This is a genomic window from Bradyrhizobium sp. USDA 4503 (assembly GCF_054055815.1).
On sequence record NZ_JBSRXS010000001.1, the window covers coordinates 8,611,099 to 8,636,139 of the forward strand.

Annotated in this window: 18 protein-coding genes and 1 pseudogene; 12 read left to right on the forward strand and 7 right to left on the reverse strand. The window is 64.9% G+C overall.

What is annotated here, in order from left to right; all coding sequences use genetic code 11:
* The first annotated feature begins 49 nt into the window (after positions 1-49).
* The 8 genes and pseudogenes from ACVMIH_RS40410 (at position 50) to ACVMIH_RS40445 (ending at position 12,021) form a co-directional block, all read left to right on the forward strand.
* Positions 50-1,534, forward strand: coding sequence for an aldehyde dehydrogenase family protein (locus ACVMIH_RS40410; RefSeq protein ID WP_057017574.1), 1,485 nt, complete (start codon positions 50-52; stop codon positions 1,532-1,534).
* A 266-nt stretch (positions 1,535-1,800) separates the two neighbouring features.
* Positions 1,801-2,640, forward strand: coding sequence for an aldo/keto reductase (locus ACVMIH_RS40415; RefSeq protein ID WP_057017573.1), 840 nt, complete (start codon positions 1,801-1,803; stop codon positions 2,638-2,640).
* A gap of 233 nt (positions 2,641-2,873) precedes the next feature.
* Positions 2,874-3,818, forward strand: coding sequence for a DMT family transporter (locus tag ACVMIH_RS40420; RefSeq protein WP_199805253.1), 945 nt, complete (start codon positions 2,874-2,876; stop codon positions 3,816-3,818).
* Positions 3,819-4,065: 247 nt separating this feature from the next.
* On the forward strand, positions 4,066-7,971 hold the full coding sequence (locus tag ACVMIH_RS40425; RefSeq protein WP_456866189.1) for an autotransporter domain-containing protein: 3,906 nt from the start codon (positions 4,066-4,068) through the stop codon (positions 7,969-7,971).
* Positions 7,972-8,088: 117 nt separating this feature from the next.
* A complete protein-coding gene (locus ACVMIH_RS40430) occupies positions 8,089-9,171 on the forward strand; it encodes a zinc-binding dehydrogenase (protein WP_057017508.1) in 1,083 nt (360 codons plus the stop codon).
* Positions 9,172-9,278: 107 nt separating this feature from the next.
* Positions 9,279-10,030, forward strand: a pseudogene (locus tag ACVMIH_RS40435) (SDR family NAD(P)-dependent oxidoreductase).
* A gap of 4 nt (positions 10,031-10,034) precedes the next feature.
* Complete coding sequence (locus ACVMIH_RS40440; protein ID WP_057017507.1) at positions 10,035-11,294, forward strand: NAD(P)/FAD-dependent oxidoreductase; 1,260 nt, start codon at positions 10,035-10,037, stop codon at positions 11,292-11,294.
* Between the two features lie 58 nt (positions 11,295-11,352).
* Complete coding sequence (locus tag ACVMIH_RS40445) at positions 11,353-12,021, forward strand: amino acid ABC transporter permease (protein ID WP_057017506.1); 669 nt, start codon at positions 11,353-11,355, stop codon at positions 12,019-12,021.
* Between the two features lie 171 nt (positions 12,022-12,192).
* Here the strand turns inward: ACVMIH_RS40445 and ACVMIH_RS40450 are convergent, their stop codons facing one another.
* The 3 genes from ACVMIH_RS40450 to ppk2 form a co-directional block, all read right to left on the reverse strand.
* A complete protein-coding gene (locus tag ACVMIH_RS40450) occupies positions 12,193-13,071 on the reverse strand; it encodes a transporter substrate-binding domain-containing protein (protein WP_057017505.1) in 879 nt (292 codons plus the stop codon).
* Positions 13,072-13,244: 173 nt separating this feature from the next.
* The gene (locus ACVMIH_RS40455) at positions 13,245-13,667 is read right to left on the reverse strand and encodes a DUF6294 family protein (RefSeq protein WP_057017504.1); all 423 of its coding nucleotides are present in this window, start codon (positions 13,665-13,667) and stop codon (positions 13,245-13,247) included.
* Between the two features lie 152 nt (positions 13,668-13,819).
* Positions 13,820-14,752 (reverse strand): polyphosphate kinase 2, encoded by a 933-nt coding sequence (ppk2, locus tag ACVMIH_RS40460; protein ID WP_057017503.1) that lies wholly within the window; start codon positions 14,750-14,752, stop codon positions 13,820-13,822.
* 148 nt (positions 14,753-14,900) lie between these two features.
* On the opposite strand from ppk2, the gene ACVMIH_RS40465 reads away from it, so the two are divergent.
* Positions 14,901-16,073 (forward strand): fumarylacetoacetate hydrolase family protein, encoded by a 1,173-nt coding sequence (locus tag ACVMIH_RS40465; protein ID WP_456866191.1) that lies wholly within the window; start codon positions 14,901-14,903, stop codon positions 16,071-16,073.
* Positions 16,074-16,816: 743 nt separating this feature from the next.
* Here ACVMIH_RS40465 and ACVMIH_RS40470 read toward each other — a convergent pair.
* Positions 16,817-17,278: an Lrp/AsnC family transcriptional regulator gene (locus ACVMIH_RS40470; RefSeq protein WP_016841346.1), complete on the reverse strand. Its 462-nt coding sequence runs from the start codon at positions 17,276-17,278 to the stop codon at positions 16,817-16,819.
* Positions 17,279-17,409: 131 nt separating this feature from the next.
* Here ACVMIH_RS40470 and ACVMIH_RS40475 point away from each other — a divergent pair, with 131 nt between their 5' ends.
* Positions 17,410-19,776 (forward strand): transketolase, encoded by a 2,367-nt coding sequence (locus tag ACVMIH_RS40475; RefSeq protein WP_456866194.1) that lies wholly within the window; start codon positions 17,410-17,412, stop codon positions 19,774-19,776.
* Positions 19,777-20,068: 292 nt separating this feature from the next.
* Complete coding sequence (locus ACVMIH_RS40480) at positions 20,069-21,502, forward strand: aldehyde dehydrogenase family protein (RefSeq protein ID WP_076827004.1); 1,434 nt, start codon at positions 20,069-20,071, stop codon at positions 21,500-21,502.
* A 219-nt stretch (positions 21,503-21,721) separates the two neighbouring features.
* Here the strand turns inward: ACVMIH_RS40480 and ACVMIH_RS40485 are convergent, their stop codons facing one another.
* On the reverse strand, positions 21,722-22,684 hold the full coding sequence (locus ACVMIH_RS40485) for an SMP-30/gluconolactonase/LRE family protein (protein ID WP_076827002.1): 963 nt from the start codon (positions 22,682-22,684) through the stop codon (positions 21,722-21,724).
* 113 nt (positions 22,685-22,797) lie between these two features.
* On the opposite strand from ACVMIH_RS40485, the gene ACVMIH_RS40490 reads away from it, so the two are divergent.
* Positions 22,798-23,619, forward strand: coding sequence for an NAD-dependent epimerase/dehydratase family protein (locus ACVMIH_RS40490; RefSeq protein ID WP_456866197.1), 822 nt, complete (start codon positions 22,798-22,800; stop codon positions 23,617-23,619).
* Here the strand turns inward: ACVMIH_RS40490 and ACVMIH_RS40495 are convergent, their stop codons facing one another.
* Complete coding sequence (locus tag ACVMIH_RS40495; protein ID WP_141340326.1) at positions 23,620-24,186, reverse strand: invasion associated locus B family protein; 567 nt, start codon at positions 24,184-24,186, stop codon at positions 23,620-23,622.
* Positions 24,187-24,220: 34 nt separating this feature from the next.
* The gene (locus tag ACVMIH_RS40500; RefSeq protein ID WP_057017495.1) at positions 24,221-24,913 is read right to left on the reverse strand and encodes a GntR family transcriptional regulator; all 693 of its coding nucleotides are present in this window, start codon (positions 24,911-24,913) and stop codon (positions 24,221-24,223) included.
* Between the last annotated feature and the right edge of the window lie 128 nt (positions 24,914-25,041).

Genomic DNA, 25,041 nt, shown 5'->3' on the forward strand with positions numbered 1-25,041 from the left:
TGCTGATCCAAGCCTCCTAGGTTGAGTGACAACACCAGGAGGAAATATGATGTCCGTTGCATATGACTATGAGCGTGACGCCCGCCGCGCCCCGACCATCAGGGACGAACTGCTGCTGATCGACGGCGCCCGCGTCCGTTCGTTGTCCGGAAATACCTTCAAGTCGCTCAATCCCGCCACCGAGCAGGTGATCGCTACGATTGCCGAGGGCAATGAGGCCGATGTCGATCGTGCCGTGGCGGCTGCCCGCCGCGCCTTCGAGGGGCCGTGGCGCACCATGCGCGCGGTTGAACGTGGCCACATTCTGCTCCGATGGGCTGAACTGCTGAAGCAGCATGCCGACGAGATTGTCGCGCTCGAAAGCCTCGATGCCGGCAAGCCGATTGCGGGTGTGCTGCGCCAGGATTTTCCGGCCGCCATCGACACGCTGACCTATTACGCCGGCTGGGCCGACAAGATCAGCGGCGATGTGGTCTCGGCGCGCGACGACGCGTTGACCTATACGGTGCGCGAGCCGGTCGGCGTGGTCGCCGCGATCGTGCCGTGGAATTTCCCGCTGATGATCGGCATGTGGAAGCTCGCGCCGGCGCTCGCCTGCGGCTGCACGGTGGTGATGAAGCCGGCCGAGCTGACCTCGTTGTCGGCGCTGCGCATCGGCGAGCTCGCGCTCGAGGCCGGTTTGCCGAAGGGCGTGCTCAACATCGTGACCGGGCCCGGTCGCGTCGTCGGCGACGCGCTGGTCAATCATCCCGATGTCGACAAGGTGACGTTCACCGGCTCGCCCGGCGTCGGCCGCGGCATCATGAAGGGCGCCGCCGGCAACTTCAAACGGGTCTCGCTCGAGCTCGGCGGCAAGTCCGCCAATGTGATCTTCGACGATGCCAATCTCGAAGCCGCTGCCAAGGCCGCGGCTGCCGGCATCTTCTTCAACGCCGGGCAGGTCTGCTCGGCCGGCTCGCGCGTGCTGGTGCAGGAGAACGCCTATGACGAGGTGGTCGAGCGTCTGGTCGACCGTGCGGAAGCGTTGCGGATCGGCGATCCCGCCGATCGCGCCACCGCGCTCGGGCCAGTCATCTCCGAGAAGCAGATGCGCTCGATCCTCGATTATGTCGAGATCGGCAAGCATGAGGGCGCGCTGCTGGCCACCGGCGGTGCGCGGGTCGGTGACCTCGGCTATTTCATCAGCCCCGCGGTGTTCGCCAACGTTGCGCACGAGATGCGCATCTCGCAGGAGGAGATTTTTGGCCCCGTCGTCAGCGTAATCAAGTTCAAGGACGAGGCCGATGCGCTGCGCATCGCTAACGGCACCGCCTACAGCCTCGCCGCCGGCGTCTGGAGCGCGGATATGGGTCGCGTGCAGCGCTTCGCCAAGAAGGCCCGCGCCGGCACGGTGTGGATCAACACCTATGGCTACACCGACGTGCGATTGCCGTGGGGCGGCGAGCGCGATTCCGGCCTCGGCCGCGAGCACGGCACCGCCGCGCTCGACAATTTTACCGAGCCTAAGGCGGTGTGGATGAACCTCAACGTTTGATGCGCGTCGAGAGACGCGAGAGCGCGCGTCACAATACAGCTGTCGTCCCGGCGAAGGCCGGGACCCATAACCACGAATATCTGTTGTTGCACAACGGGTGGAATGACGAGTCCCGCCAACGACCACTGCTGCGGAGTATGGGTCCCGGCCTTCGCCGGGACGATGATGTGGAGATATCGCCGGGATGACGATGTGGAGACATGGTCGTCGGTATGCTTTATCGTCCTGCGCGGAGCCACAAGGGAACTACGCAGAACGAGGCGATCGTGCAGACGAAAAAATTCGGCGACAACGGCCCGCAGGTCTCGGTGATCGGGCAGGGCACCTGGTATCTCGATCGCGGTGACCGCAAGGCGGCCGTCGCTGCGCTGAAGCGCGGCATCGATGCCGGCATGACGCATATCGACACCGCCGAGATGTATGGCGACGCCGAGCTCGTGATCGCGGATGCGATGTCCGGCCGGCGCGACGAACTGTTCCTGGTCTCGAAGGTCCTGCCGAGCAACGCCTCGCGGCGCGGCACTATTACCGCCTGCGAGCGCTCGCTGAAGCGGCTGAAGACCGATGGCCTCGATTGCTATCTGTTGCACTGGCGCGGAACCACTCCGCTTGCCGAGACGGTCGCGGCGTTCGACGAATTGATCGCGGCGGGCAAGATCCGGTCCTGGGGCGTCAGTAATTTCGACACCGAGGATCTCGACGAACTGCTCGATGTCGCGGGTGAAGGCAAGATTGCCTGCAACCAGGTGCTCTACCATCTGCAGGAGCGCGCCATCGAGCACGCCGTGATCCCGTGGTGCGAGCAGCACGGCGTCGCCGTCGTCGCCTATTCGCCGTTCGGTCACAATGATTTTCCTTCGTCGTCGAGCAGGGCCGGCACGCTGCTGCAATCGATCGCGCAGGCGCACAAGGCAACGCCGCGCCAGGTGGCGCTAAGTTTCCTCACGCGGCTGCCGTCGGTGCTCGCGATTCCGAAGGCGTCGAACGCGGAACACGCGGCGGAGAATGCGGCGGCAGGAACTCTGAAGCTCAGCGGCGATGAACTCGCCGCGCTCGATGCCGCGTTCCCGCGCGGGCCGAAGCCGCGCTCGCTGCCGATGCTCTGAGGGCGTTCCGCTCCACACAGTTCTTAACAAACTGTTGCAGTTGCGGCGGCACACGGCCTGCGGCGGGCGGTCGCGCGCGCTGGCGCATATCGGAGTCCCGTTTTCGGGCATTGTTCTCGCGGCGGAATTGGCGTTTTGTACGAGGAGCAGATTCCCTTTATTTTGCCTTCGAGATTGCCGTGACACCGCCCCCCGCAGCCGTGGCCGCCAGGCTGGACAGCGTTCCCCTTTCATTGCCCGCAAAGACCGCGCCCGCAGCGACAAGCAAGGCGCCCACCCGCACCGACCGGCCGTTCAAGGGCATCGCGCTGATCCTGCTGTCGACCGTGTTCCTGGGCACCTCCGACGTCACGGCAAAATATCTCTCCTCCACGCTGCCCTCGATCGAGATCGCCTGGATCCGCTTCCTGGTGTTTGCGATGATCATGACGCCGGCGATGCTGCCAGGCTCGCCGCTGTTCGCGCTGCGCAGCAGCCGTCCCGGCCTGCACGTGCTGCGCGGCGCCGCGCTGCTCGGCTCCTCGCTGATCTTCATCACGGGGCTCGGCTTCCTGCCGATCGCCGAAGCCTCCGCCACCAGCTTCGTCTCGCCGCTGTTCGTCACCGCGCTGTCGATCGCTTTCCTCGGTGAGAGGGTCGGTATGCGACGCTGGATCGCGACCGCGGTCGGCCTCGCCGGCGTGTTTATCATCCTGCGGCCGGGCACCAGTGCCTTCCATCCCGCCGCGATCTTTCCGATCGTCTCGGCGCTGGCGTGGGCGGCCACGTTGATCCTGACGCGCATGATGAGCGGCAGCGAGCGCCCGATCACCGTGATGACCTATTCGTCGATCGTCGGCGTCGCCATCGTCAGCGCGCTGGTGCCGTTCGTCTGGGTCACGCCGAGCTGGCACGACATCATGTTCGGCATCCTGATCGGTGTTGCGTCCACCGTCGGACAGTGGATCGTGGTGCTGGCGTTCCGCTATGGCGATGCCTCGGTGCTCGCGCCGTTCTCCTACACGCAGCTGCTGTGGGTCAGCATCCTCGGCTTCCTGATCTTCGGCGAAGTGCCCGACCGTTGGACCATTCTCGGCGCCGGCTTCATCGTCGCCTCAGGCCTCTACACCGCGCATCGCGAGCGCGTCCGACGGTCGCAGCTGCTGACCGTGGCCAGCGAGCCGTCGCCGAACGCCTGAGCGTCCGGACGAAATCGTGCGTCGGTTGCGAAGCCGGCTTCAACTAGCGTTGCGCGGGTACAACAGTCGGGCCGAAATCTTTGATCTCGGATCGCTGAATCACCGGATTTCGGAAACGATCGGCGAACCTCACGGTTCGCCGCGTGCTAACCCTAGCCCCAAGAGCGCCGCAGAGCGTTTGGGGGTCGGGTACGTGCATTTTGGTTCGTTCTTTTTCCTGTCAGCTGGTCGGTCGTCTCGCGCTGCGATGGCCTTGGCACTCTGCGCCCTGACCAGCGCAATCGCGTTGCCGACCGGTTCGGCACGAGCGCAGAGCTACACCTGGGGCGAGAGCTACACCTGGGGCGGCACGGGCAGCTCGACGAGCACCGATGTCTACGAACTCCCGACCAACTGGTCGACCACGTCGGCCGGCGCGCCGCCGATCCTCCCGAACCAGTCAGCCATTTTCGATTCATCGGGATCGGCGACGGTCACCATCGGGCCCGGCTTGATGCTGCCGGGGTCCTGGAGCTTCACCGCCAATTCGCAATCCTACACGATCAATGGCAACCCGATTGGCTTCAGCCTGTCCGGGCCGACCGGCGGCCTGATCAACCAGGCCAACAACGGCCAGACCATCACGATCAACGCCAACCTCACCGACGGCATTGGCGGTCCGGCGATGGTGCAGCAGCTCGGCAACAGCACGCTGGTGCTCGTGGGCACCAATGCCTATTCCGGCGGCACGCTGATCTCCGCCGGAACCGTGCAGGTGACGAATGCGGATTCGGTCGGCACCGGCACCATCACGCTCAATGGCGGGACGTTCCAGATGCAGTCGCCGACGGTCTCGAGCGTCGCCTTCGCCAACAACATCGCGGTCAATGCGGCCGGCGGCACGGTCGATGCGAACGGCGCCCAGGTCAATCTCCAGGGCGTGATCGCCGACGGCGTCGGCGCCGGGGTTCTGCGCCTGATCGACTCGTCCGCGTCCGGATTCTCCAATGTGCAGCTCTCCGGCGCCAACACCTATTCCGGCGGCACGCTGGTGGTCGATACGACCGTTGTCGTCAGCAACAACAGTTCGGTCGGGTCAGGCACCGTCACGCTCGACAATGCCTCGTTTCAGGCCGACGGCCTCAGCAACCTGACCTTCGCCAACAACTTCAAGATCAATACGTCGGCCATCGGCAGCGCGATCGATGCCAATGGCGTCACGCTCACGATCGCCGGCAACATCGCCGACGGCAACGGCCCCGGCAAGCTGACCGTGCTGGATAATTCAGGCGGCCTCGGCCGCGTCGTGCTGCTCGGCACCAACACCTACACCGGCGGCACCACGATCTGCGATTGCGCGACATTGCAACTCGGCGACGCCAGCCACACCGCTTCGATCGTCGGCGAGGTCACCGTCGACGGCAAGTTCGACATCGTGAATGCCAACACCGCGGGCATCACCAAGATCGTCAACGACGGCTTCAACGGGATCGCCACCACGACGTTCTACAATTCCACCACGGCGTCGACGGCGACGATCGTCAACCAGAATTTCGGCATTACGGAGTTTCGCGACAGCAGCACCGCTGGCAATGCCACCGTGAGCAACACCAATGGTGCGCTCACAGTGTTCCGCGACACCAGTTCTGCCGGCAACGCCAGGTTCACCAACACCAACGGCGGCACTGTGGTGTTCGGCGACGCGTTTGGTCCTCCCGGCGGCTCCGACACCAGCACGGCCGCCAAGGCCGTGATCGACAACTCCAACGGCGGCGCCGCGGTGTTTCTGGGCCACACCAATGCAGGGCAGGCCACCATCACCAACGGCACCAATGGCGGCTCGACGCAGTTTTTCGAGTCCTCATCTGCGGCTTCGGCAACCATCGTTACGCTCGCGGGCGGTCAGGTCGCCTTTTTTCAGAACAGCACGGCGGCGAACGCCAGTTTCGACAACAGCGGCGTGCTCTATTTCGGATCTGTCGGTATCAACCCGGTGGAGGCGCCGACCGCGGCCAACGCGACGATCGTCAATCGGGCTGGCGGCGTTCTCCAGTTCGATGCCTATGCCACCGCGGGCAATGCGATTATCGACAACCAGGCCGGCAGCCAACACATCTTCACGGCGTTCGCTACCGCGGGCGACGCCACCATTACCACTGAAGCCGGCAGTACCATTAAGTTCTTCAACAACGCGACCGGTGGCAACGCACAGTTCATCACCAACGGCACCGGACTGGTCGATTTCTCGCTCAGCACGGGGCTGAACGGCGACGGGCGCATCACCGCGGGTTCGATCGCAGGCTCTGGCTTCTATTATATCGGCTCAGGCAACACCCTCGCCGTTGGCAGCAATAATCTCTCGACGACGCTCAGCGGCGTGCTTGCCGACTTCGATCCGTTGAACCCATTCCATATCTGTGGCTGTTTCGGCGGCGGTCGCACCGGTCCGGCGAATTTTGAAAAGACCGGCAGCGGCACGCTGACCCTGTCGGGCACCAATACCTACACCGGCACCACCGTCGTCAATGGCGGCATCCTGCAGGTCGACGGCTCGATCGCCTCGTCGAGCCTCACCACGGTGAATGCCGGCGGCGCGCTCTCCGGCATCGGCACCGTCGGCAACACGACGATTGCAAGCGGCGGCATCCTGATGCCCGGCAACGCGACACCAGGCACATCCCTGAACGTGGCGGGCAACCTCGCCTTCCAGTCGGGGGCACTGTACCTCGTCGGGCTCAATTCGACGGCGTCCACCTTGGCCAAGGTGAGCGGCAGTGCGACGCTGGCCGGATCGGTCGGCGTCAGCGTCGCCGCCGGCAGTACGATTGCCAAGCAATACACCATCCTGTCGGCGGCCGGCGGCCGCAACGGCACGTTCGCCGGTATCGATTCAACCGGGCTGCCGTCGAACCTCGTCGCGACGCTCGGCTATGGCGCGAGCAACACCTATCTGAACTTCACGCTCGATTACGGCGCGAAGTCGAAGCTGAACGTCAATCAGCAGAACGTCGCCGCCACACTGCAGAACTTCTTCAACGCCAATGGCGGTGTCAACGCGGTGTTCGCCGGGCTGTCGCCGGCCGGCTTGACGCAGGCCTCGGGCGAGGGCGCGACCGGTTCGCAGCAGGCGACGTTCAACGCGATGGGCCTGTTCCTCGGTCTGCTGACCGATCCGTTCGTCGCCGGGCGCGATGGTGGGTTTGGCGGCGGCGCGGGGGCGACGCCGTTCGCCGAGAAGAGCATGCCGCTCGCCTATGCGGCGCGCCAGAGCGAGCCGCGCGATGCGCTGGCCGCGATCTATACCAAGGCGCCGCCGCGGCTGGTCGATTTCGAGCAGCGCTGGAGCGTATGGGCGGCGGGCTATGGCGGCTCGCAGACCACCAGCGGCAATGCGGTGCTGGGCTCGAACAACACCGGCAGCAGCCTCTATGGCACCGCGGTTGGCGCCGACTACCGCTTCTCGCCGAACACCATTGCCGGCTTTGCGCTCGCCGGCGGCGCGAGCAGCTTCAGCGTCAACGGTCTCGGCTGGGGCCGCTCTGATCTGTTCCAGGCCGGTGCGTTCGTTCGCCACAGCGTCGGCGCGGCGTACTTGAGCGCGGCGCTCGCCTATGGCTGGCAGGATGTCACCACCGATCGCATCGTCGCCGCGGCCGGCGCCGATCATCTGCGCGCCAACTTCAATGCCAATGCCTGGTCGGGCCGGCTCGAGGGCGGCTATCGCACTGCCACGCCGTGGATCGGGCTGACGCCTTATGCGGCGGCGCAGTTCACGAGCTTCGAGCTGCCGGCCTATGCGGAGAGCGTGGTCTCCGGCGGCGGTGCCTTCGCGCTGAATTATGCCGCGAAGAGCGTCACCGACGTCCGGAGCGAACTCGGTCTGCGCTCCGACAAATCGTTCGTTATTGACGGCGGCATCTTCACGCTGCGCGGCCGCGTTGCCTGGGCGCATGACTTCAATCCGGACCGCGCCGTTGGTGCGGTGTTCCAGACGCTGCCCGGCGCGGCCTTCATGGTCAACGGCGCGGCGCAGGCCAGCGACTCGGCGCTGACCACCGCCTCCGCCGAGCTGAAGTGGCGCAACGGCTGGTCGGCCGCCGCGACCTTCGAGGGCGAATTCTCCAACGTGACACAGTCTTACGCCGGCAAGGGCGTTATGCGCTATACGTGGTGACCCTCCGTGCTATAGCCTCCTGCGGCGAAAGCTTGTCCCGGACTTGATCCGCGACAGCATTTCGCGAGACGAAATACGCATCAAAATGAGTGGGACAAAACCCACGCGGGAGGGAATATGCGCGCAGCGATCTTCAGGAACGGCGAGATTGTCGTCGACCGGGTGCCCGAGCCGAAGCCCGGCGCCGGCCAGGTGCTGGTCAAATCGCTCGCCTGCGGCATCTGCGGTTCCGATCTGCACGCACGCAAGCATGCCCACCGCATGGTGGAGCTGAGCAAGTTCCTGCCCGGTCGCACGCCGATGGATCTGTCGCGCGACGTCGTGTTCGGCCATGAGTTCTGCTGCGAGGTCCTCGACTACGGCCCGAACACGACGCGCAAGCTGAAGCCCGGGACGAAAGTGTGCTCGCTGCCGGCGCTGCTGACGCCGGAGGGCCCGAAGGGCATCGGCTATTCCAACGATTATCTCGGCGGCTATGCCGAGCAGATGCTGCTCAGCGAGCCGCTGCTGCTCGAAGTGCCGAACGGGCTTGCGGCCGAGCACGCCGCGCTCACCGAACCGCTTGCGGTCGGCGTGCATGCGGTGGCGATGGCCAACATCCAGGGCGGCGAGGTGCCGTTGGTGATCGGCTGCGGACCGGTCGGGCTGGCGGTGATCGCGGCGCTGAAGATCAGGGGGCTCGGACCGATCGTTGCTGCGGATTATTCGCCGGCGCGGCGCCTGCTCGCCGAGAAGATGGGCGCCGATGTGGTGGTCGATCCCGCCAGGACGCAGCCCTATGCGAGCTGGGCCGAGCACGCCCAGATGACCGATGCGGAGAAGGCGGCGCGTCCGCCGATGCAGGCGCTGCTGCCGCCGCTGAAGCCTGCGCTGATCTTCGAATGCGTCGGCGTGCCCGGCGTGCTGCAGCAGGTGTTCGAGGGCGCCCCGCGCAGCGCCCGTGTCGTCGTGGTCGGCGTCTGCATGGAGACCGACAAGTCCGAGCCGATGCTCGGCATCATCAAGGAGCTCAACGTCCAATATGTGCTCGGCTACACGCCCGAGGAATTCGCCTATTCGCTGCGCCTGATCGCGGAAGGCCAGGTCGATGCCGCCTCGCTGGTCACTGGCCGCGTCGGCATCGACGGCGTCGCGCAGGCGTTTGCCGATCTCGCCAATCCCGAGGCGCACACCAAGATCCTGGTCGAGCCGTGGCGCTGATCTGGCGTTGAACGCGGCGCTAAACTGATGGCCAGGGGCGCGGTTTGCATTTCGTGACGCCGAATCTATAGTTCGCTGTCTCGTATCGCACTGACAGCACGTACCTCATGCGAATTTCGATCATCACGGGAGGCGGCATCGGCGCCGCAGTCGCGCGCCGGCTCGCCGGCCCCGCTCAATCCCTGATGCTGCACGGACAGGGCGTCGAGGCCGCCGGCCTCGCGCGGCTGAATTCGGTCGCGGAGGAATGCCGCAGCAAGGGCGCGAAGGTCGAGGTGAGCACCGGCGATCTCGCCAAGGCCGGCGCCGGCACCGCGCTGGTCGCGGCAACGCGGGCCGCGTTCGATCCGATCGACGCCATCGTGCACGCCGCGGGTTTTGCCGACCGGCGCGAATTCTTAAGCCTGCCGCGCGAGGCGCTGGAGCGCGCCTTCGCGGTGATGGCGGCGGCCTTCCATGAAATCGCGGCGGCGGCGCTGTCTGACCTTACGCGCAGCGCGCAAGGCCGCGTTGTCGCGGTGTCGAGCTTCGGGCCGCATCGCTTCGTGCCCGGCGCCACCTATCCGGCATCGGCCGCCGCGAAGGCCGCGCTCGAGGTGCTGGTGAAGTCGCTCGCGATCGAGCTCGCCGCGTCAGGCGCCACCGCCAACGCCGTGATGCCGGGCTACACCCGCAAGGATCCCGGCCTGTTCGGCGCGTTGATACCGCGACCTGGGAGAGCGTCGCAAAGGCCAATCCGATGCAGCGGCTGGCCGAGGCCGACGAGGTCGCGGCCGTCGTCGCCTTCCTGCTGTCGCCGGAAGCATGCCACGTCACTGGCGCGACGCTGCCGGTCGATGGCGGCCTGACCTTGATGTGACGCCATGAGCGAGGGCGAACCAACAGAGCAGGTCGATGTTGCGGTGCTCGGTGCCGGCATGGTCGGCGTCTCGGCGGGCCTCGCCGCGCAACAGCGCGGGCTCTCCGTCGTCGTCGTCGATCGCCGCGAGCCCGGCAGCGAAACCTCCTACGGCAATGCCGGCATCATCTCCTCGGGCTCGATCCTGCCGCTCAATACGCCGTCGCTGCTGAAGAACCTGCCGAAATATCTGACCAACGCGCATCCGGCGCTGCGCTGGAACATTGCGTGGGCGCTCGCCAATACCGGCTGGGTGATCCGCTTCCTCGCGGCGGCAACGCCGTCGCAGACCAAACCGCGCGCCGCCGCGCTGCACGGCCTGATCAGGACCTCGCTGAAGCTGCATCGCGACTGGATCGTGCAGGCCGGCGCCGGCCATCGCATCCGCGAAACCGGCTGGCTCAAGGCCTGGCGCAGCGACGGGCTCGCCGCCGCCCAGGCCGAGCAGGCAGCGCTCGCCGAGTTCGGCATCCGGAGCGAGGTGCTTGATCGGCAGGCGATCTCCGCGCTCGAGCCCAACATCATTCCTGCCTATAGCGTCGGCCTGCTGCACACGCAGACGGCATCGGTCGATTCACCCGGCGCAGTGGTCAAGGCCTACGCGCAGATGTTCGCCGCTGGCGGGGGCACGATCAGGCAATCCGGAATCCGGCGGATCGAGCCGCATGGCGACGGCTGGCGCGTGCAGCTCGCCGACGGCGAGATCGCCGCGCGCCATGTCGTGGTCGCGCTCGGGCCGTGGTCGGCCGAGCTGCTGCAGCCGCTCGGCTATCGCGTGCCGCTGGCGTTCGAGCGCGGCTATCATCAGCATTTCGTGCCGAACCCGGCACGCAAATTGCTGCGGCCGATCCATGATGCGGAGGGCGGCTTTCTGATGACGCCGATGGAGCAGGGCGTTCGCGTCACCAGCGGCGTCGAGCTCACTGCGCGCGATGCGCCCTCGAATTTTTCGCAGCTCGAGGCGGTGGTGCCGATGGCGCGCAGCGTAGTCGAATTCGGCGATGCGGTCGGCGAGCGCTGGCGCGGCGCGCGGCCGACGCTGCCCGACAGCCTGCCGATGATCGGCGCGGCGCCGCGACATCGCGGGCTCTGGTTCGCCTTCGGCAACCAGCATATCGGCTTCACCACCGGCCCCGGAACGGGCGCCGCAATTGCGGCGATGATCGCGGGCGATGCGCCGCCGTTCGAGGTGCGGGCATTTTCGCCCGCCCGGTATATCGCGTGACTCGCGCGAGACCGCCTGCAATGCTTGGCGATCAAGCGCGCGGCAACCGAGGGGCAGGATGAACTACGTCTGGGATTTCGGCATCCTTGCCAAGTACAGCCATCTGTTCTGGCTCGGGCTCGGCTGGACCATCGCCTACACGATCGGCACCATCATCCTCGGGACCCTGATCGGCCTGATCGTCGGCATGCTGCGGCTGCGGCGCATTCCCGTGATCGACTGGCTCCTGATCGCCTATATCGAATTGTTCCGCTGCACGCCGCTGCTGGTGCAGATCATCTGGTTCTACTACGCGTTTCCGGTCGTGATCGGCGTCAACATCCCGGCGCATGTCGCCGCCGTCAGCGTGCTGTCGCTCTATGGCGGCGCATTCTACGCCGAGATCGTGCGCGGCTCGATCGAGAGCGTGCCGATCGGGCAGTGGGACGCGGCGAAGGCGCTCGGCTTCCGCGGCTGGCGCCTGATGCGGCTCGTGATCCTGCCGCAGGCGCTGAAGCCGATGATGGCGCCCTATGTCAACCAGTCGGTCACGCAGCTCAAGAACACCTCGCTGGTCTCGATCATCGCGGTACCCGATCTCGTCTACAACGCGACCTTGATCAACGCCGACACCTACCGGCCGCTCGAGGTCTACACCATCGTGGCGCTGATCTATTTTGCGATCCTGTTCCCGTCGACGCTGGTGGCGAGGCGGTTGGAGCGCGGGCTGACCTACGACAAGGTGTGAGTTGCCTGACCTCTCCCGCTTGCGGGGGAGGTCGGATCGCATCGTTAGGTGCGATCCGGGTGGGGGCTCTCTCCATACATAGGGTGTCGCTTGTGGCGACACCCCACCCCGGCCCTCCCCGCAAGCGGTCGCAAGCGGGAGAGGGAGATCACTGCCGTCTCGGCAATCGCCTCAGATACTCAACTCCACCGGTACATCCTCGGGCTTGACGCCGGCAAGGCCGAGGCCCTTGACGAACCATTCGCGCATCTGGCCGATGCCGCGGTTGTAGTCGATCCACACCGAGAGAAAATCGCGCCAGCGCTTGTCGGCTTCGCGCCGTACCGCCGTGCCGCTCGCGATCGTCACTGATGGCGAGGCCAGGATCTTGTAGGTGCCGAGGTTCGGGTTCTTGGCGATCGCGGTCAGCCCGAGCACCAGCGCGTTGACCACGCAATCGACGCGACCCGACGACATTTCCAGCATCACCTCGTCGCGCGACTTCAGCGACTTGATGGTGGCGTTCGGCGCAAAGCGGCGCGCCACCGCCTCGTTGGCCGAGCCGACGTCGACCGCGATCTTGACCTCGGGCTTGTTGATGTCGGCCCAGGTCTTGGCTTCCAGCCCCTTCCTCAGCATCGCGCCGAACGGATGCGGGAACACCAGATTGGTGAAATCGACCACCAGCGCGCGCTGCGGCGTCGGGTTGAGCGCGAAGCCGAGGTCGATCTTGTTGGCCTGCAGATCAAGGATTGAATTGCCGTAGGTCGACTCGACATACTCCAGCTTGACGTCGAGCAGTTTGGCCAGGTCGTTGGCCATCTCGATCGAGAAGCCGGACCAGGTGCCCGAGGCGAGGTCCTTGTTGAAATAGGGCAGCTCGCCCGGCAGCACCGCGATCCGCAGCACCTTGTTGGCCCGGATGCGATCCAGCGTGTTGTCGGCTGGCGTCTGCGCCGAGGCCGGCGTTGCCATCGCGGCCGCGAGCGCCGCGCCGCTGCCGATCCCGAGCGCATAGCGCAGCGCGTCGCGGCGATCTTCGGAGATTTTGATGTCGTCGGATTGAGTCAAGCGGGCCTCCCTGCACCAAATCGGGGGAAGCCTAGCGTCGGTATCCGGTGCCAGCAAGTGCGCGCGCCTGCACCATTGGTAGGCAAGGCAAGGGCGCGGTCGCCTACGTGCCGGACTTCACCTCTCCCGCTTGTGGGGGAGGTCGAATAAGCCGCGAACCGCGCCCTTAGGGGTTAGCAACGATAGGTCATGTTCGCCCCTGTGACCGAAGAAAAGAAAACGGCGGGGAAGCTCAGTTCGGCTACCCAATCGAGCACTTGGTTGTCTGTCTGGGTTTCTGGACTTGAAAGGTGTGGAAATTGAAAAAGCACCGTCCCGTGAATGTCCAAAAGAACGAGACGATCGATAACCCAAACATCACCGTCGTCGGTCGAGAAAAATTTTGCCAGCAATTCTGCTGTTCCGTCAGAACGAAGCCTGAGAGTGGGGCCGTTGTTCAGGGTGCCGTTCAAGAAGCCGGACAGCTTGCAATCGCCGTAACGAATAGGCGCGCTCCAACTGAGGTCAAGGGTTTGGATAGCATGTGTCGCAACACCCTTATAGCTTTTTGGCTGGTCGGTCGCCGAGCTTTTGCTTTCAAGATGTTCTTTCAACATAGCGTACGCCTCCTTCTAGCCCGCGAATTGCGAGCAACCTCTGGTTTAAAGGGAGGGCGCAAAAGGACCAGTGAGCTGCCTCACAATCTCCAATCGCGATTTAGTGATCCTCCCCGTAAGCGGGGGAGGACAGAGCGCGCTCGTGCCCAGAATCAATATCGTCCCGGCACGTACATCTCCTGCGGGATCGGGCCGCGGTGATAGTCCGGGTTGCGCACCCGCGGCGGCAGCACCACCGGCTGGTGGGTGACCGCCTGATAGGGGATCAGGCTCAAGAGATGCGAGATGCAGTTGAGCCGGGCGCGCTTCTTGTCGACTGCATCGACGATCCACCACGGCGAGTCCTGCAGGTGCGTGCGTTCCAGCATCGTTTCCTTCGCCTTGGTGTAGAGCTCCCAGCGGGTCCGCGCCTCGACGTCCATCGGGCTCAGCTTCCACTGCTTCAGCGGATCCTGGATCCGCATCGAGAAGCGGAACGCCTGTTCCTCGTCGGTGATCGAAAACCAGTATTTCAGGAGGACGGTGCCGGAGCGGATCAGCATGCGCTCGAATTCCGGCACCGAGTTGAAGAATTCCTCATACTGCTCGTCGCTGCAGAACCCCATCACCTTCTCGACGCCGGCGCGGTTGTACCAGCTGCGGTCGAACAGCACGATCTCGCCGCCGGCCGGCAGATGCGAGACATAGCGCTGGAAGTACCATTGCGTGCGCTCGCGCTCGTTCGGCGCCGGCAGCGCCGCGATCCGGCAGACCCGCGGGTTGAGCCGCTGGGTGATGCGCTTGATCACGCCGCCCTTGCCGGCGGAATCGCGGCCCTCGAACAGCACGACGACCTTCTTCTTCTCGTGCTGCACCCAGTCCTGCAGCTTGACCAGCTCGCCCTGCAGCCGCAGCAATTCGCGGAAATAGAACTTGCGGTCGATCGACGGCCTGCCGGCGGCGCCGTCATGGTCGAGCTCGTCGAGCCTCACGTCGTCGAGCTCGAGCTCGAGTTCCTCGTCGAGGCTGTCGGCCATCTCCTGATGGATGCGGGCGCGCAAGGCTTCATCCCGGGAGGCTTCGTCGGTGAGGGCGGAGGTCGTCATGAAGGTCCGTCTTTCAGTGTGTTAGATGGATCGGACGGCAGCATTGACGGGCGATGTTACCCCTCTATGACAATGCCGTGACCGCTGTTTCACGCCGCCGGGCGGACTGTGCTAACAAGCCGACAAAACCAAAAAGGGAGATGTGCCGATGATTTCGCTCACGCCAAAAGACGTCCTGCCGGAGGACGGCACCGCCGGCACGCTGGTCGGGCGGGTCTGGTTGCCGCAGGCCGGCGGGCCCGCCGTCGTCGCGGTGCGGGCAGACGGTGTGTTCGATGTCACGGCGCGGTTCCCGACGGTGAGCGCGCTCTGCGAGGAAAGCGATCCCGCGGCCGCGCTGCGCGCCACGGGCGGCGAGCGGATCGGCGATTTCGAGGCGATCCTCGCCAACACCCCGCCCGACGGCCGCGACAAGGCCAGGCCGCACCTGCTGGCGCCGGTCGATCTCCAGGTGCTGAAGGCCGCCGGCGTCACCTTCGCAATCTCGATGCTGGAGCGCGTGATCGAGGAGCGGGCGCGCGGCAATCCGTCCTCGGCGGACGCGATCCGCAAGGAAGTGGTGCGCCTGGTCGGCGACGATCTCTCCAAGCTGAAGCCCGGCTCCGAGCAGGCGATGAAACTGAAGCAGGTGCTGATCGATCAGAATGCCTGGAGCCAGTATCTCGAGGTCGGCATCGGTCCCGACGCCGAAGTGTTCACCAAGGCGCCGACGCTGTCCTCGGTCGGATCAGGCATGGATGCCGGGCTGCATCCGAAGTCGACCTGGAATAATCCGGAGCCGGAGGTCGTGCTTGTTGTCTCCGCCGCCGGCAAGATCGTCGGCGCCGCGCTCGGCAACGACGTCAATCTGCGCGACTTCGAGGGGCGCTCGGCGCTGTTGCTGTCGAAGGCCAAGGACAACAACGCGTCCTGCGCGATCGGTCCGCTGCTCCGGCTGTTCGACCAGACCTTCTCGCTCGACGATGTCAGGAAGATGGATGTCGGACTGACCGTGACTGGCGCGGACGGCTTCGTGCTCGAGGGCCATTCCTCGATCAGCAAGATCAGCCGCGACCCGACCGATCTGGTCGCCCAGACCATCGGCCCCGTGCATCAATATCCTGATGGATTTGCGCTGTTCCTCGGCACGATGTTCGCGCCGGTCAAGGATCGCGATTCCAAGGGCGAGGGCTTTACCCACAAGCGCGACGACATCGTGACCATCGCCGCACCACAGCTCGGCAAGCTGGTCAACCGGATGCGCAATAGCGACGAATGCGAGCCCTGGACCTTCGGCGTCGGTGCGCTGATGAAGAACCTCGCACAGCGCAAGGTGCTGTGAGGATCGGGACGGGACGGCGACTCCACTACCTCGGCTGCTTCGTCGGCCGTGTGCGGCCTGTCGCGTGCGCGGCAGGTCGGCGCCGGGTTGCGCCGACAATCCGGTGACGTTCAGCCGCCTCTCGCAGCGCGTTGAACGACGACGATGGTGACTGTGCCGAAGCGGCGGCGTTGTCGAACATGTTCAGAAACCTGCGCGGCAGATCGACCGTGTGGCGCAACTTGAGCGCGTTAAAACACGCGGAATTTGCCGCTTTTTCCTAGCTTTATGTGAACCAGTTCATCCTCGTTCGCGCCGGTCCGCTCCAGCATATCGGCTCGACGCGAACAGAAGGAGTCGCGGACATGAGCGAGCAGCCATCAAACGGAATGCCCGATTGGCTCACCACCGATATGCTGGTCATTGCCGTATCACTGGCCATCATCGTGATTGGGATATGGATCGCGCCGTAGCCTTGTTGTCGCGGCGAGGCCGTCCAGCCGGGCAGGGCGCCAGCGCCAATCACTGAGTTGCCCGACGGCGCAAGCCTCTTTTGCAAAACGGAACGAGATGCAAAGCTCGGACGATTCACACACTCAGTGCCGTCCCTGCGAAAGCAGGGAACCCATAACCCCAAATGCAAATTGTTAAGCGATGCTGCAACGACGAGTCCCTCTCACAACAACTGCTGCGGCGTATGGGTCCCGGCCTTCGCCGGGACGACACTGTGGGGTTGGCGTCATTCGAGTGACCAACCAACGCCCTCACACCGGCAACGCCGTCGAATACTTCACCTGGCTCAGCGCAAAGCTCGACTCGATCGAGGCGATGCCGTCGAGCCGGGTCAGCTTGTTCTTCAGGAATGCCTCATAGGAGGAAAGGTCGGCGGCGACGACGCGCAGCAGATAATCGCGGTTGCCGGTCATCAGATAGCATTCGAGCACCTCGTCCCATTTCGAGATCGCGCGCGCGAAGCGGTTGAGGTCTTCCTCCTTCTGCCGCGCCAGCTTGATCGAGATGAAGACGGAGACGTGCAGCCCGATCGACTTCTGGTCGACGGTTGCGATGTAGCGAGAGATCACGCCGCGCTCCTCGAGCAGCTTGACCCGGCGGTGGCAGGGCGACACCGACAGCCCGACCTTGTCGGCGAGTTCCTGCATGGTCATGCGGCTGTCGGTCTGGAGCAGACTCAGGATCTTGCGGTCGATGGCATCGAGGGCAGGCATTGGGATGAACTCGTCAGTTGAAGTCGGATCGTGGGAATTTATCCCAATTTTTGCTGTGCTGTCGCGTGGAATTGAGATTTTCGCCGCCGCCTGCGGCAGTAACATTCCGGCATATCGCCCGGAGCATTGCCATGGGAATCGCGCCCGAACGCCTCGACATGCTGTCTGCCCTGGCCCGCAAGGTGCTGTGGCTGTCGTCATGGACCATCCATCACGCCAACCATGTGCGGCCCTCTACCGACGGGTTGAAGGTCGGCGGCCACCAGGCCTCGTCGGCCTCGCTCGCCAACATCATGTCGGCGCTTTATTTCTCGGTGTTGCGCCCGCAGGACCGCGTCGCGGTGAAGCCGCATGCGAGCCCGGTGTTCCACGCCATCCAGTATCTGTTCGGCCACCAAACCCGCGACAAGCTGGAGAATTTTCGCGGCTACAAGGGCGCGCAGTCCTACCCCTCGCGCACCAAGGACAGCGACGACGTCGACTTCTCGACCGGCTCGGTCGGCCTCGGCGTCGCGCAGACATTGTTCGCCTCGCTGGTGCAGGACTACGTCAAGGCGCACGGCTGGCTGCAGGACCGGCCGGAGGGCCGCATGATCGCGCTGGTCGGCGACGCCGAGATGGACGAGGGCAACATCTTCGAGGCGCTGCTCGAAGGCTGGAAGCACGGCCTGCGCAACACATGGTGGGTGGTCGACTACAACAGGCAGTCGCTCGACGCCGTGGTGCGCGAGGGGCTGTGGGCCAAGTTCGAGACCATGTTCCGCAACTTCGGCTGGGACGTGGTGATCGTGAAGTACGGCAAGCTGATGCTCGAGGCGTTCGCCGAGCCCGGCGGCGAGGCGCTGCGGCGCTGGATCGACAACTGCCCGAACCAGATGTACGCCGCGCTCTGCTTCCAGGGCGGCGCCGCGTTCCGCAAGCATCTGCGCGACGACATCGGCGACCAGGGCGAGGTGTCGGCGCTGATCGAGCGCCGCAGCGACGACGAGTTGCTGGCGCTGATGTCGAATCTCGGCGGCCACGACATGGCGAGCATGATCGAGGCCTTCGAGGCGATCGACCATGATCGGCCGGTCTGCTTCATCGCCTATACCATCAAGGGTGTCGGCCTGCCGATGCAGGGCCACAAGGACAACCACGCCGGCCTGATGACGGTCGCCCAGATGGAGAAATGGCGCGCCGCGCAGAATATCCGCCCCGGCCACGAGTGGGACAAGTTCGAGGGCCTTTCGCAGGAGCCTGCGAAGCTCGAGGCATTCCTGGCCGAGTCGCCGTTCAACCGCGAGGGGCGCCGCCGCCTGTCGGCGCCAGAAATCGACGTGCCGGAACGGCTGGCCTTCAAGGCCTCGGCGCAGATGTCGACGCAACAGGGTTTTGGTCTCGTGCTGCACGAGCTGGCGCGCGGCGATAGCGAACTCGCCTCGCGCATCGTCACCGCATCGCCCGATGTCACCGTGTCGACCAATCTCGGCGCCTGGGTCAACCGCCGCGGCCTGTTCGCGAAGGCGGAGAACCACGACTTGTTCCGGCAGGAGAAGATCCCGTCCGCCTACACCTGGGAATATTCGCCGAAGGGACAGCACCTCGAGCTCGGCATCGCCGAGATGAATCTGTTCATCATGCTGTCGGCGCTCGGCCTGTCGCACCAGATCAACGGCGCGCGGCTGTTGCCGGTCGGCACGCTGTACGATCCCTTCATCGAACGCGGCCTCGATGCGCTGAACTATGCCTGCTACCAGGATGCCCGCTTCATGGTGGCGGCGACGCCGTCGGGCATCTCGCTGGCGCCGGAAGGCGGCGCGCATCAGTCGATCAAGACGCCCTTGATCGGGATCGGGCAGGACGGGCTCGCCTCGTTCGATCCGGCCTTCGTCGATGAACTTGCCGTGATCATGGGCTGGGGCTTTGGCCACATGCAGCGCGAGGGTGCCGAGGGTGGTTCGGTTTACTTGCGACTCTCGACCCGTACGCTGGAGCAGCCGCAACGGATCATGACCCCGGACCTGCAGCGCGACATCACCGACGGCGCCTATTGGATCCGCAAGCCGGGCCCGAACTGCGACATCGTCATCGCGTATACCGGCACCGTCGCGCCGGAGGCGATCGAGGCGGTCGGCCTGATCGGCGAGAACCACCGCGACGTCGGTCTGCTGGCGGTCACCTCCGCCGACCGGCTCTATGCGGGTTGGTCCGCCGCGCGGAATTTGCGCCGCGACCGCCGCGGCGCGCAGCATTTGAGTCATATCGAGCGCATGCTGGCGCCGCTCGGCCGCGACTGCGGCATTGTGACCGTGATCGACGGCCATCCGGCAACGCTCGGCTGGCTCGGCAGCGTGCGCGGCCACCGTGTCGAGGCGCTCGGTGTCGAGCATTTCGGCCAGACCGGCACTATCGGCGACCTCTACCGCCACTACGGCATCGACGCCAACGCCATCATCGACGCGGCGGAAAGCGTCTCGGTCGGCGCCCCAGTGCGGCATCGCAAGATGGCGGTGTAGCCACATCGTCGTCCCGGCGAAGGCCGGGACCCATTACCACAACTGGCAGCAAGTAAACGCGACTCGTTCTAACAGCACCCTTTACCAATTGCCGGCGGAGTTTATGGGCCCCGGCCTTCGCCGGGGGCGACGAGACCAACCTTGCCACCTGCGCGATAGCGACATTATATGCTGTTCGCGCGCACGAGCCGCGTCCCGCATATGGCGGGTTCAATTCGCCGGGCTTTCGTGCAAGGATGCCTGCCGAACGCTTTCGTTCCCCATTCCATACGCCCCGTACAAGAGGTTTCCGATGGTCAATCGCATGCAATTCTACATCGACGGCGCCTGGGTCGATCCCGTCGTCAAAGGCAAGTCCACCCCGGTCGTCAATCCGGCGACCGAAGAAGCGATGTATGAGATTGCGCTCGGCTCCAAGGCCGATGTCGACAAGGCAGTCGCCGCCGCCAAGCGCGCCTTCGAGACCTTTTCCCGGACCAGCCGCGAGGAGCGCGTCGCGCTGCTCACCAAGATCGTCGAGGTCTACAAGGGCCGCATGAAGGAGATCGGCGCCGCCGTCTCCGACGAAATGGGCGCGCCGTTGCCGATGGCCGAGAAGCTGCAGGCCGGCGCCGGCCTTGGCCACCTCATGAACACCCTCGAAGTGCTGAAGAAGTACGAGTTCGAGGAGACCATGGGCACCGCCGTGATCGTGCGCGAGCCGGTCGGCGTCGTCGGCATGATCACCCCCTGGAACTGGCCGCTCAACCAGATCGCCTGCAAGGTCGCGCCCGCGCTCGCCGCCGGCTGCACCATGATCCTGAAGCCGTCGGAGTTCACCCCGACCTCGGCGCTGATCTTTGCGGAAATCCTCCATGAAGCCGGCGTGCCGAAGGGTGTGTTCAACCTGCTCAACGGCCTCGGCCCGGAGGTAGGTGCCGCGATGAGCGAGCACCCGGACATCGACATGATCTCGTTCACCGGTTCGACCCGCGCCGGCGTCGACGTCGCCAAGCGTGCGGCGCCGACCGTGAAGCGCGTCAGCCAGGAGCTCGGCGGCAAGTCGCCGAACGTGATCCTCGACGGTGCCGACCTGACCAAGGCGGTGACCGGCGGCGTGATGCACATGTTCAACAACTCGGGCCAGTCCTGCAACGCGCCGTCGCGCATGATCGTGCCGCTCTCCAAGATGAAGGAAGTGGCCGCCATCGCGAAGGGCGTCGCCGACAAGACCAAGGCCGGCGATCCGCGTGCCGACGGCACGACGATCGGTCCGGTGGTCAACCGCGGCCAGTGGGACAAGATCCAGGCGCTGATCCAGAAGGGCATCGACGAGGGCGCAACGCTCGTCGCCGGCGGCCCGGGTCTGCCCGAGGGCGTCAACAAGGGCTTCTATGTCCGTCCGACCATCTTCGCCGACGTCACCAATGACATGACGATCGCCCGCGAAGAGATCTTCGGACCGGTGCTGACCATCCTCGGCGCCAAGGACGAAGCCGACGCGGTGAAGATCGCCAACGACACGCCGTATGGTCTCGCCGGTTACGTCTCCGCCGACACCGTGGAAACCGCGCGCCGCGTCGGCCGCCAGATCCGCGCCGGCAACGTCAACCTGCAGGGCGTGCCGAACGAGCGCACCGCGCCGTTCGGCGGCTACAAGCAGTCCGGCAACGGCCGCGAGTGGGGCCGCTACGGTCTGGAAGAATATCTCGAGGCCAAGGCGGTCGCCGGCTACAACGCCGCGTAAGCCGAGCCACGAGAGACGCGACTTTTGGCGCCGGGGCAGGCAACTGCTCCGGCGTCAGCCATTTTGGGGGCGCAAGGTCTTGAAGAGTGCGAATCTTGCGAAGATGAAGGTTGCAGTCTCGCCGTCATTGCGAGCGAAGCGAAGCAAAGCAATCCATCTCTCCTCACGGGCGGACAGATGGATTGCTTCGTCGGTTCGCTCCTCGCAATGACGGCCGGGCTAGCCGCCGAGCGCGCCTTGGGTGTTGACGTAGAGCGCATAGATCGACTGGCTCGCCGCCATGAACAGGCGGTTGCGCTTGACGCCACCGAAGCAGAGGTTGGCGCAGCGCTCCGGCAGCGCGATGCGGCCGATCATGACGCCGTCGGGCGCGAACACGACGACGCCGTCGAGTTCGGGATCACCCATGCCCCAGCCGCACCACAGATTGCCGTCGATGTCGCAGCGCATGCCGTCGGGCGTGCCCGGGCCGGCGTCGATGAAGACGCGCTTGTTGGAGATCGTCTTGCCGTCGGCTGCGACGTCATAGGCGAGGATCTTGCGGTTCGGCTCGCCGCGGGATTCGACGACGTAGAGGATCTTCTCGTTCGGCGAGAAGCACAGCCCGTTCGGCCCCAGCACGCCCTCGGCGACGATGGTGGCCTTGCCGGTTTCGGGATCGAGCCGGTAGACGTTGGGCTCGATCTCGGGATCGGCCTTGTAGCCTTCGTAGTTGCCGAGCAGGCCGAAGATCGGATCGGTGAACCAGATCGAACCGTCGGATTTCACCACGACGTCGTTCGGCGAGTTCAGCCGCTTGCCGCCGAAGGAGTCGATCAGCACCGTGATCGATCCGTCATATTCGGTGCGCACCACGCGGCGGCCGCCATGCTCGCAGGTGATCAGCCGGCCCCGGCGATCGCGGGTGTTGCCGTTGGCGAAGTTCGACGGCTTGCGGAAGATGCTGACCGCGCCGGTCTCTTCCTCCCATTTGAGGATGCGCTGGTTCGGGATGTCGCTGCACAACAGATAGCGGCCGTCGCCGAACCACACCGGACCTTCGGCCCAGCGCAGGCCGGTCGCGATGCGCTCGACGGCGGAGAGTTTCAGCCAGTATTTCTCGAAACGCGGATCGAGCGCGCGGATCGCGGGATCGGGATAGCAGGTCGCGGGACGCCAGCCGGCGGAATGAACATCGGACATTTGCTGTTCTCGTTGTTGTGTTTCGATGGTGTTTCCTTGAGCGCCTGGTTTGCTATCATTGTCGGCCTGCGACCGCAATTCGATCGCAGCAATCAGGAAAGAAGAGGGACGGCATGCCACGCATATTGATGACCGGCGCATCAGGGGGAATCGGAACGAGCCTGCGCAAGCTGCTGTCGCCGATCTATCCGGATCTCCTGCTGAGCGATATCAAGCAGCCCTCCGATCTCGGCAGCAACGAAAAGTTCAAGGCGGCCGATCTCGCCGACCTCGCACAGGTCGAGGCGATCTGCGAAGGCGTCGACGGCATTCTGCATTTCGGCGGCTATTCGGTCGAAGGCCCCTGGGACGCGATCCTGCAGTCCAACATCATCGGTTGCTACAATCTGTTCGAGGCGGCGCGCAAAAAGGGCGTCAAGCGCGTGATCTTCGCCTCATCCAATCACGCGGTCGGGTTCTATCCGCGTCATCACCGCATCGGCACCGACGTCACCGCGCGGCCGGACAGTCGCTATGGTGTGAGCAAGGTGTTCGGCGAAGGCGTCGGCGCGCTCTATGCCGACAAGCACGGCATCAAGGTCACGTGCCTCCGGATCGGCAATTTCGGCGAGGCGCCGCTCGACCACCGCAGGCTCTCGATCTGGCTCAAGCCGGAAGACCTCGTCCAGCTCTGCCGCATCGGGCTCGAGCATCCCGACATCCATTTCGAGGTGCTGTACGGCGCGTCCTACAATGAGCGCTCGTGGTGGGACAATCACCGCGCCTACGATCTCGGCTATCGTCCGACCGGAAGGGCTGAAGATTTCCGCGAGCACGCGATGGCCGAGCAGGCCAAGCTGCCGCCGGATCCGGTCGGCGACTATTACCAGGGCGGCGCGTTCTGCAGCATGGGGTTCGACGGCGACAAGGAGAGGGTGATCGACTGGAAGAAGTGATCAGTCCTCGCATTGCGGCAGTTGCTTCACGGATTCGGTGTGCTGCTGCGCCTCCTTCGAACCTTGCCCGGATGTCTTGGGCGGGCTGCCGGGCCCGTCAAAGGTCTCGGCGAAGTGCGTGAGGGGAAAGGCGAGGCTTATGGTCTGCCCGGTGAGGTTCTTGGCTTCGACAGCGATCGTCTGCGCGTGCTTCAGCCGCTCGATCATTTCGCCGTCGGCCTCGAGCGTGCCGCCGCAGCCGAGCGTGTAGCAATGCGGCCTCGCGATCTGGATCGGCTCGTCCTGATCGATGCGGAGGCTGATCGTGCCTTCCAGCATGGTCCGCGTTCCGACATTGGCGCTCACGATCGCGCGCTTGCTACTCTGCGGCGAGACGCTGAGTGTGCCGCCCGATGGCGAACACTGACCGCGCGCGGCGGCGCCGACGAAGCAGCTCGCCTCTGTCAGGCACGTCTTGGTCCAGGGCTCGTAGGTGAGCTGCGTCGCGCGCGGATCGGCCGCTTCGCCGACGCCGCCGAGCGCAAGCTGCACGGTGAACGATCCAAGGAATATAGCCACATAGCGCATCGCCGTCTCCTTCACGAGGAGGCCGCGTATCGCGCTATTGCGGCTTTTTGTCGTTGGAGATGCGGACGAGATAATCCGCCTTGCTGTACTGCATGTGATCGACGCAAAGCTGCGCCAGCGCCCAGCTGTCGCGGCCCTTCAAGAGCTCGATCATCAATTCGTGCTGGCGGCGCGACAATGCGAGGCCCTCGCTGTCGGCGAGATTCTTGGCGCGCATCGGCAGCGTCAGGTTCATGTAGTCCTGCAATGAGCGGACGAGGTAAGGATTGCCGCAGGCGGAAAACAGCGCGAGGTGGAACGCATCGTTGGTCTCGTGAATGCCGCGCATGTCCTGCGCCTCGGCCTTGATGCAGTAGTGCCGTTGCAGCTCGCTCAACTGGTCGATCAGGCTTTGCGGCGCGGGCAGGGCGATCATCAGCGCGGCCTGCCGCGTCAGCATCTCGCGCACCTCATAGATCTGCCGCACTTCCTCGGCCGAATAGAACCGCACCGTGGCGCCGACATTCTTCTCGCGCAGCACGATGCCCTGGCGCTCGAGCTGGAACAGGGCCTGGCGGACGAAATGCCGGCTCGCGCCGTAGCGCTGCATCAGGTTATCCTCGACCAGGCGCAAACCGGGCGCGAAGCGGCCGAAGATGATGTCCTCCTCCAGCCGGCGGATCACCTCCGCTTGTTCCTCCTCGCGCGAGGGGGCCTGGAGTTCGGGCAATGTGGGCTCGGCTGTCATGCGCTCTCGGCTTTGGATCGTTGCCTGAGGTCAGCATAGCGCCACGGTTATTGTCAATAATGGGTGCGATTTTGCCGCAGACCGGCCACCCGCCGCGACCGGATTATCTCATATTGACAATAATTCCT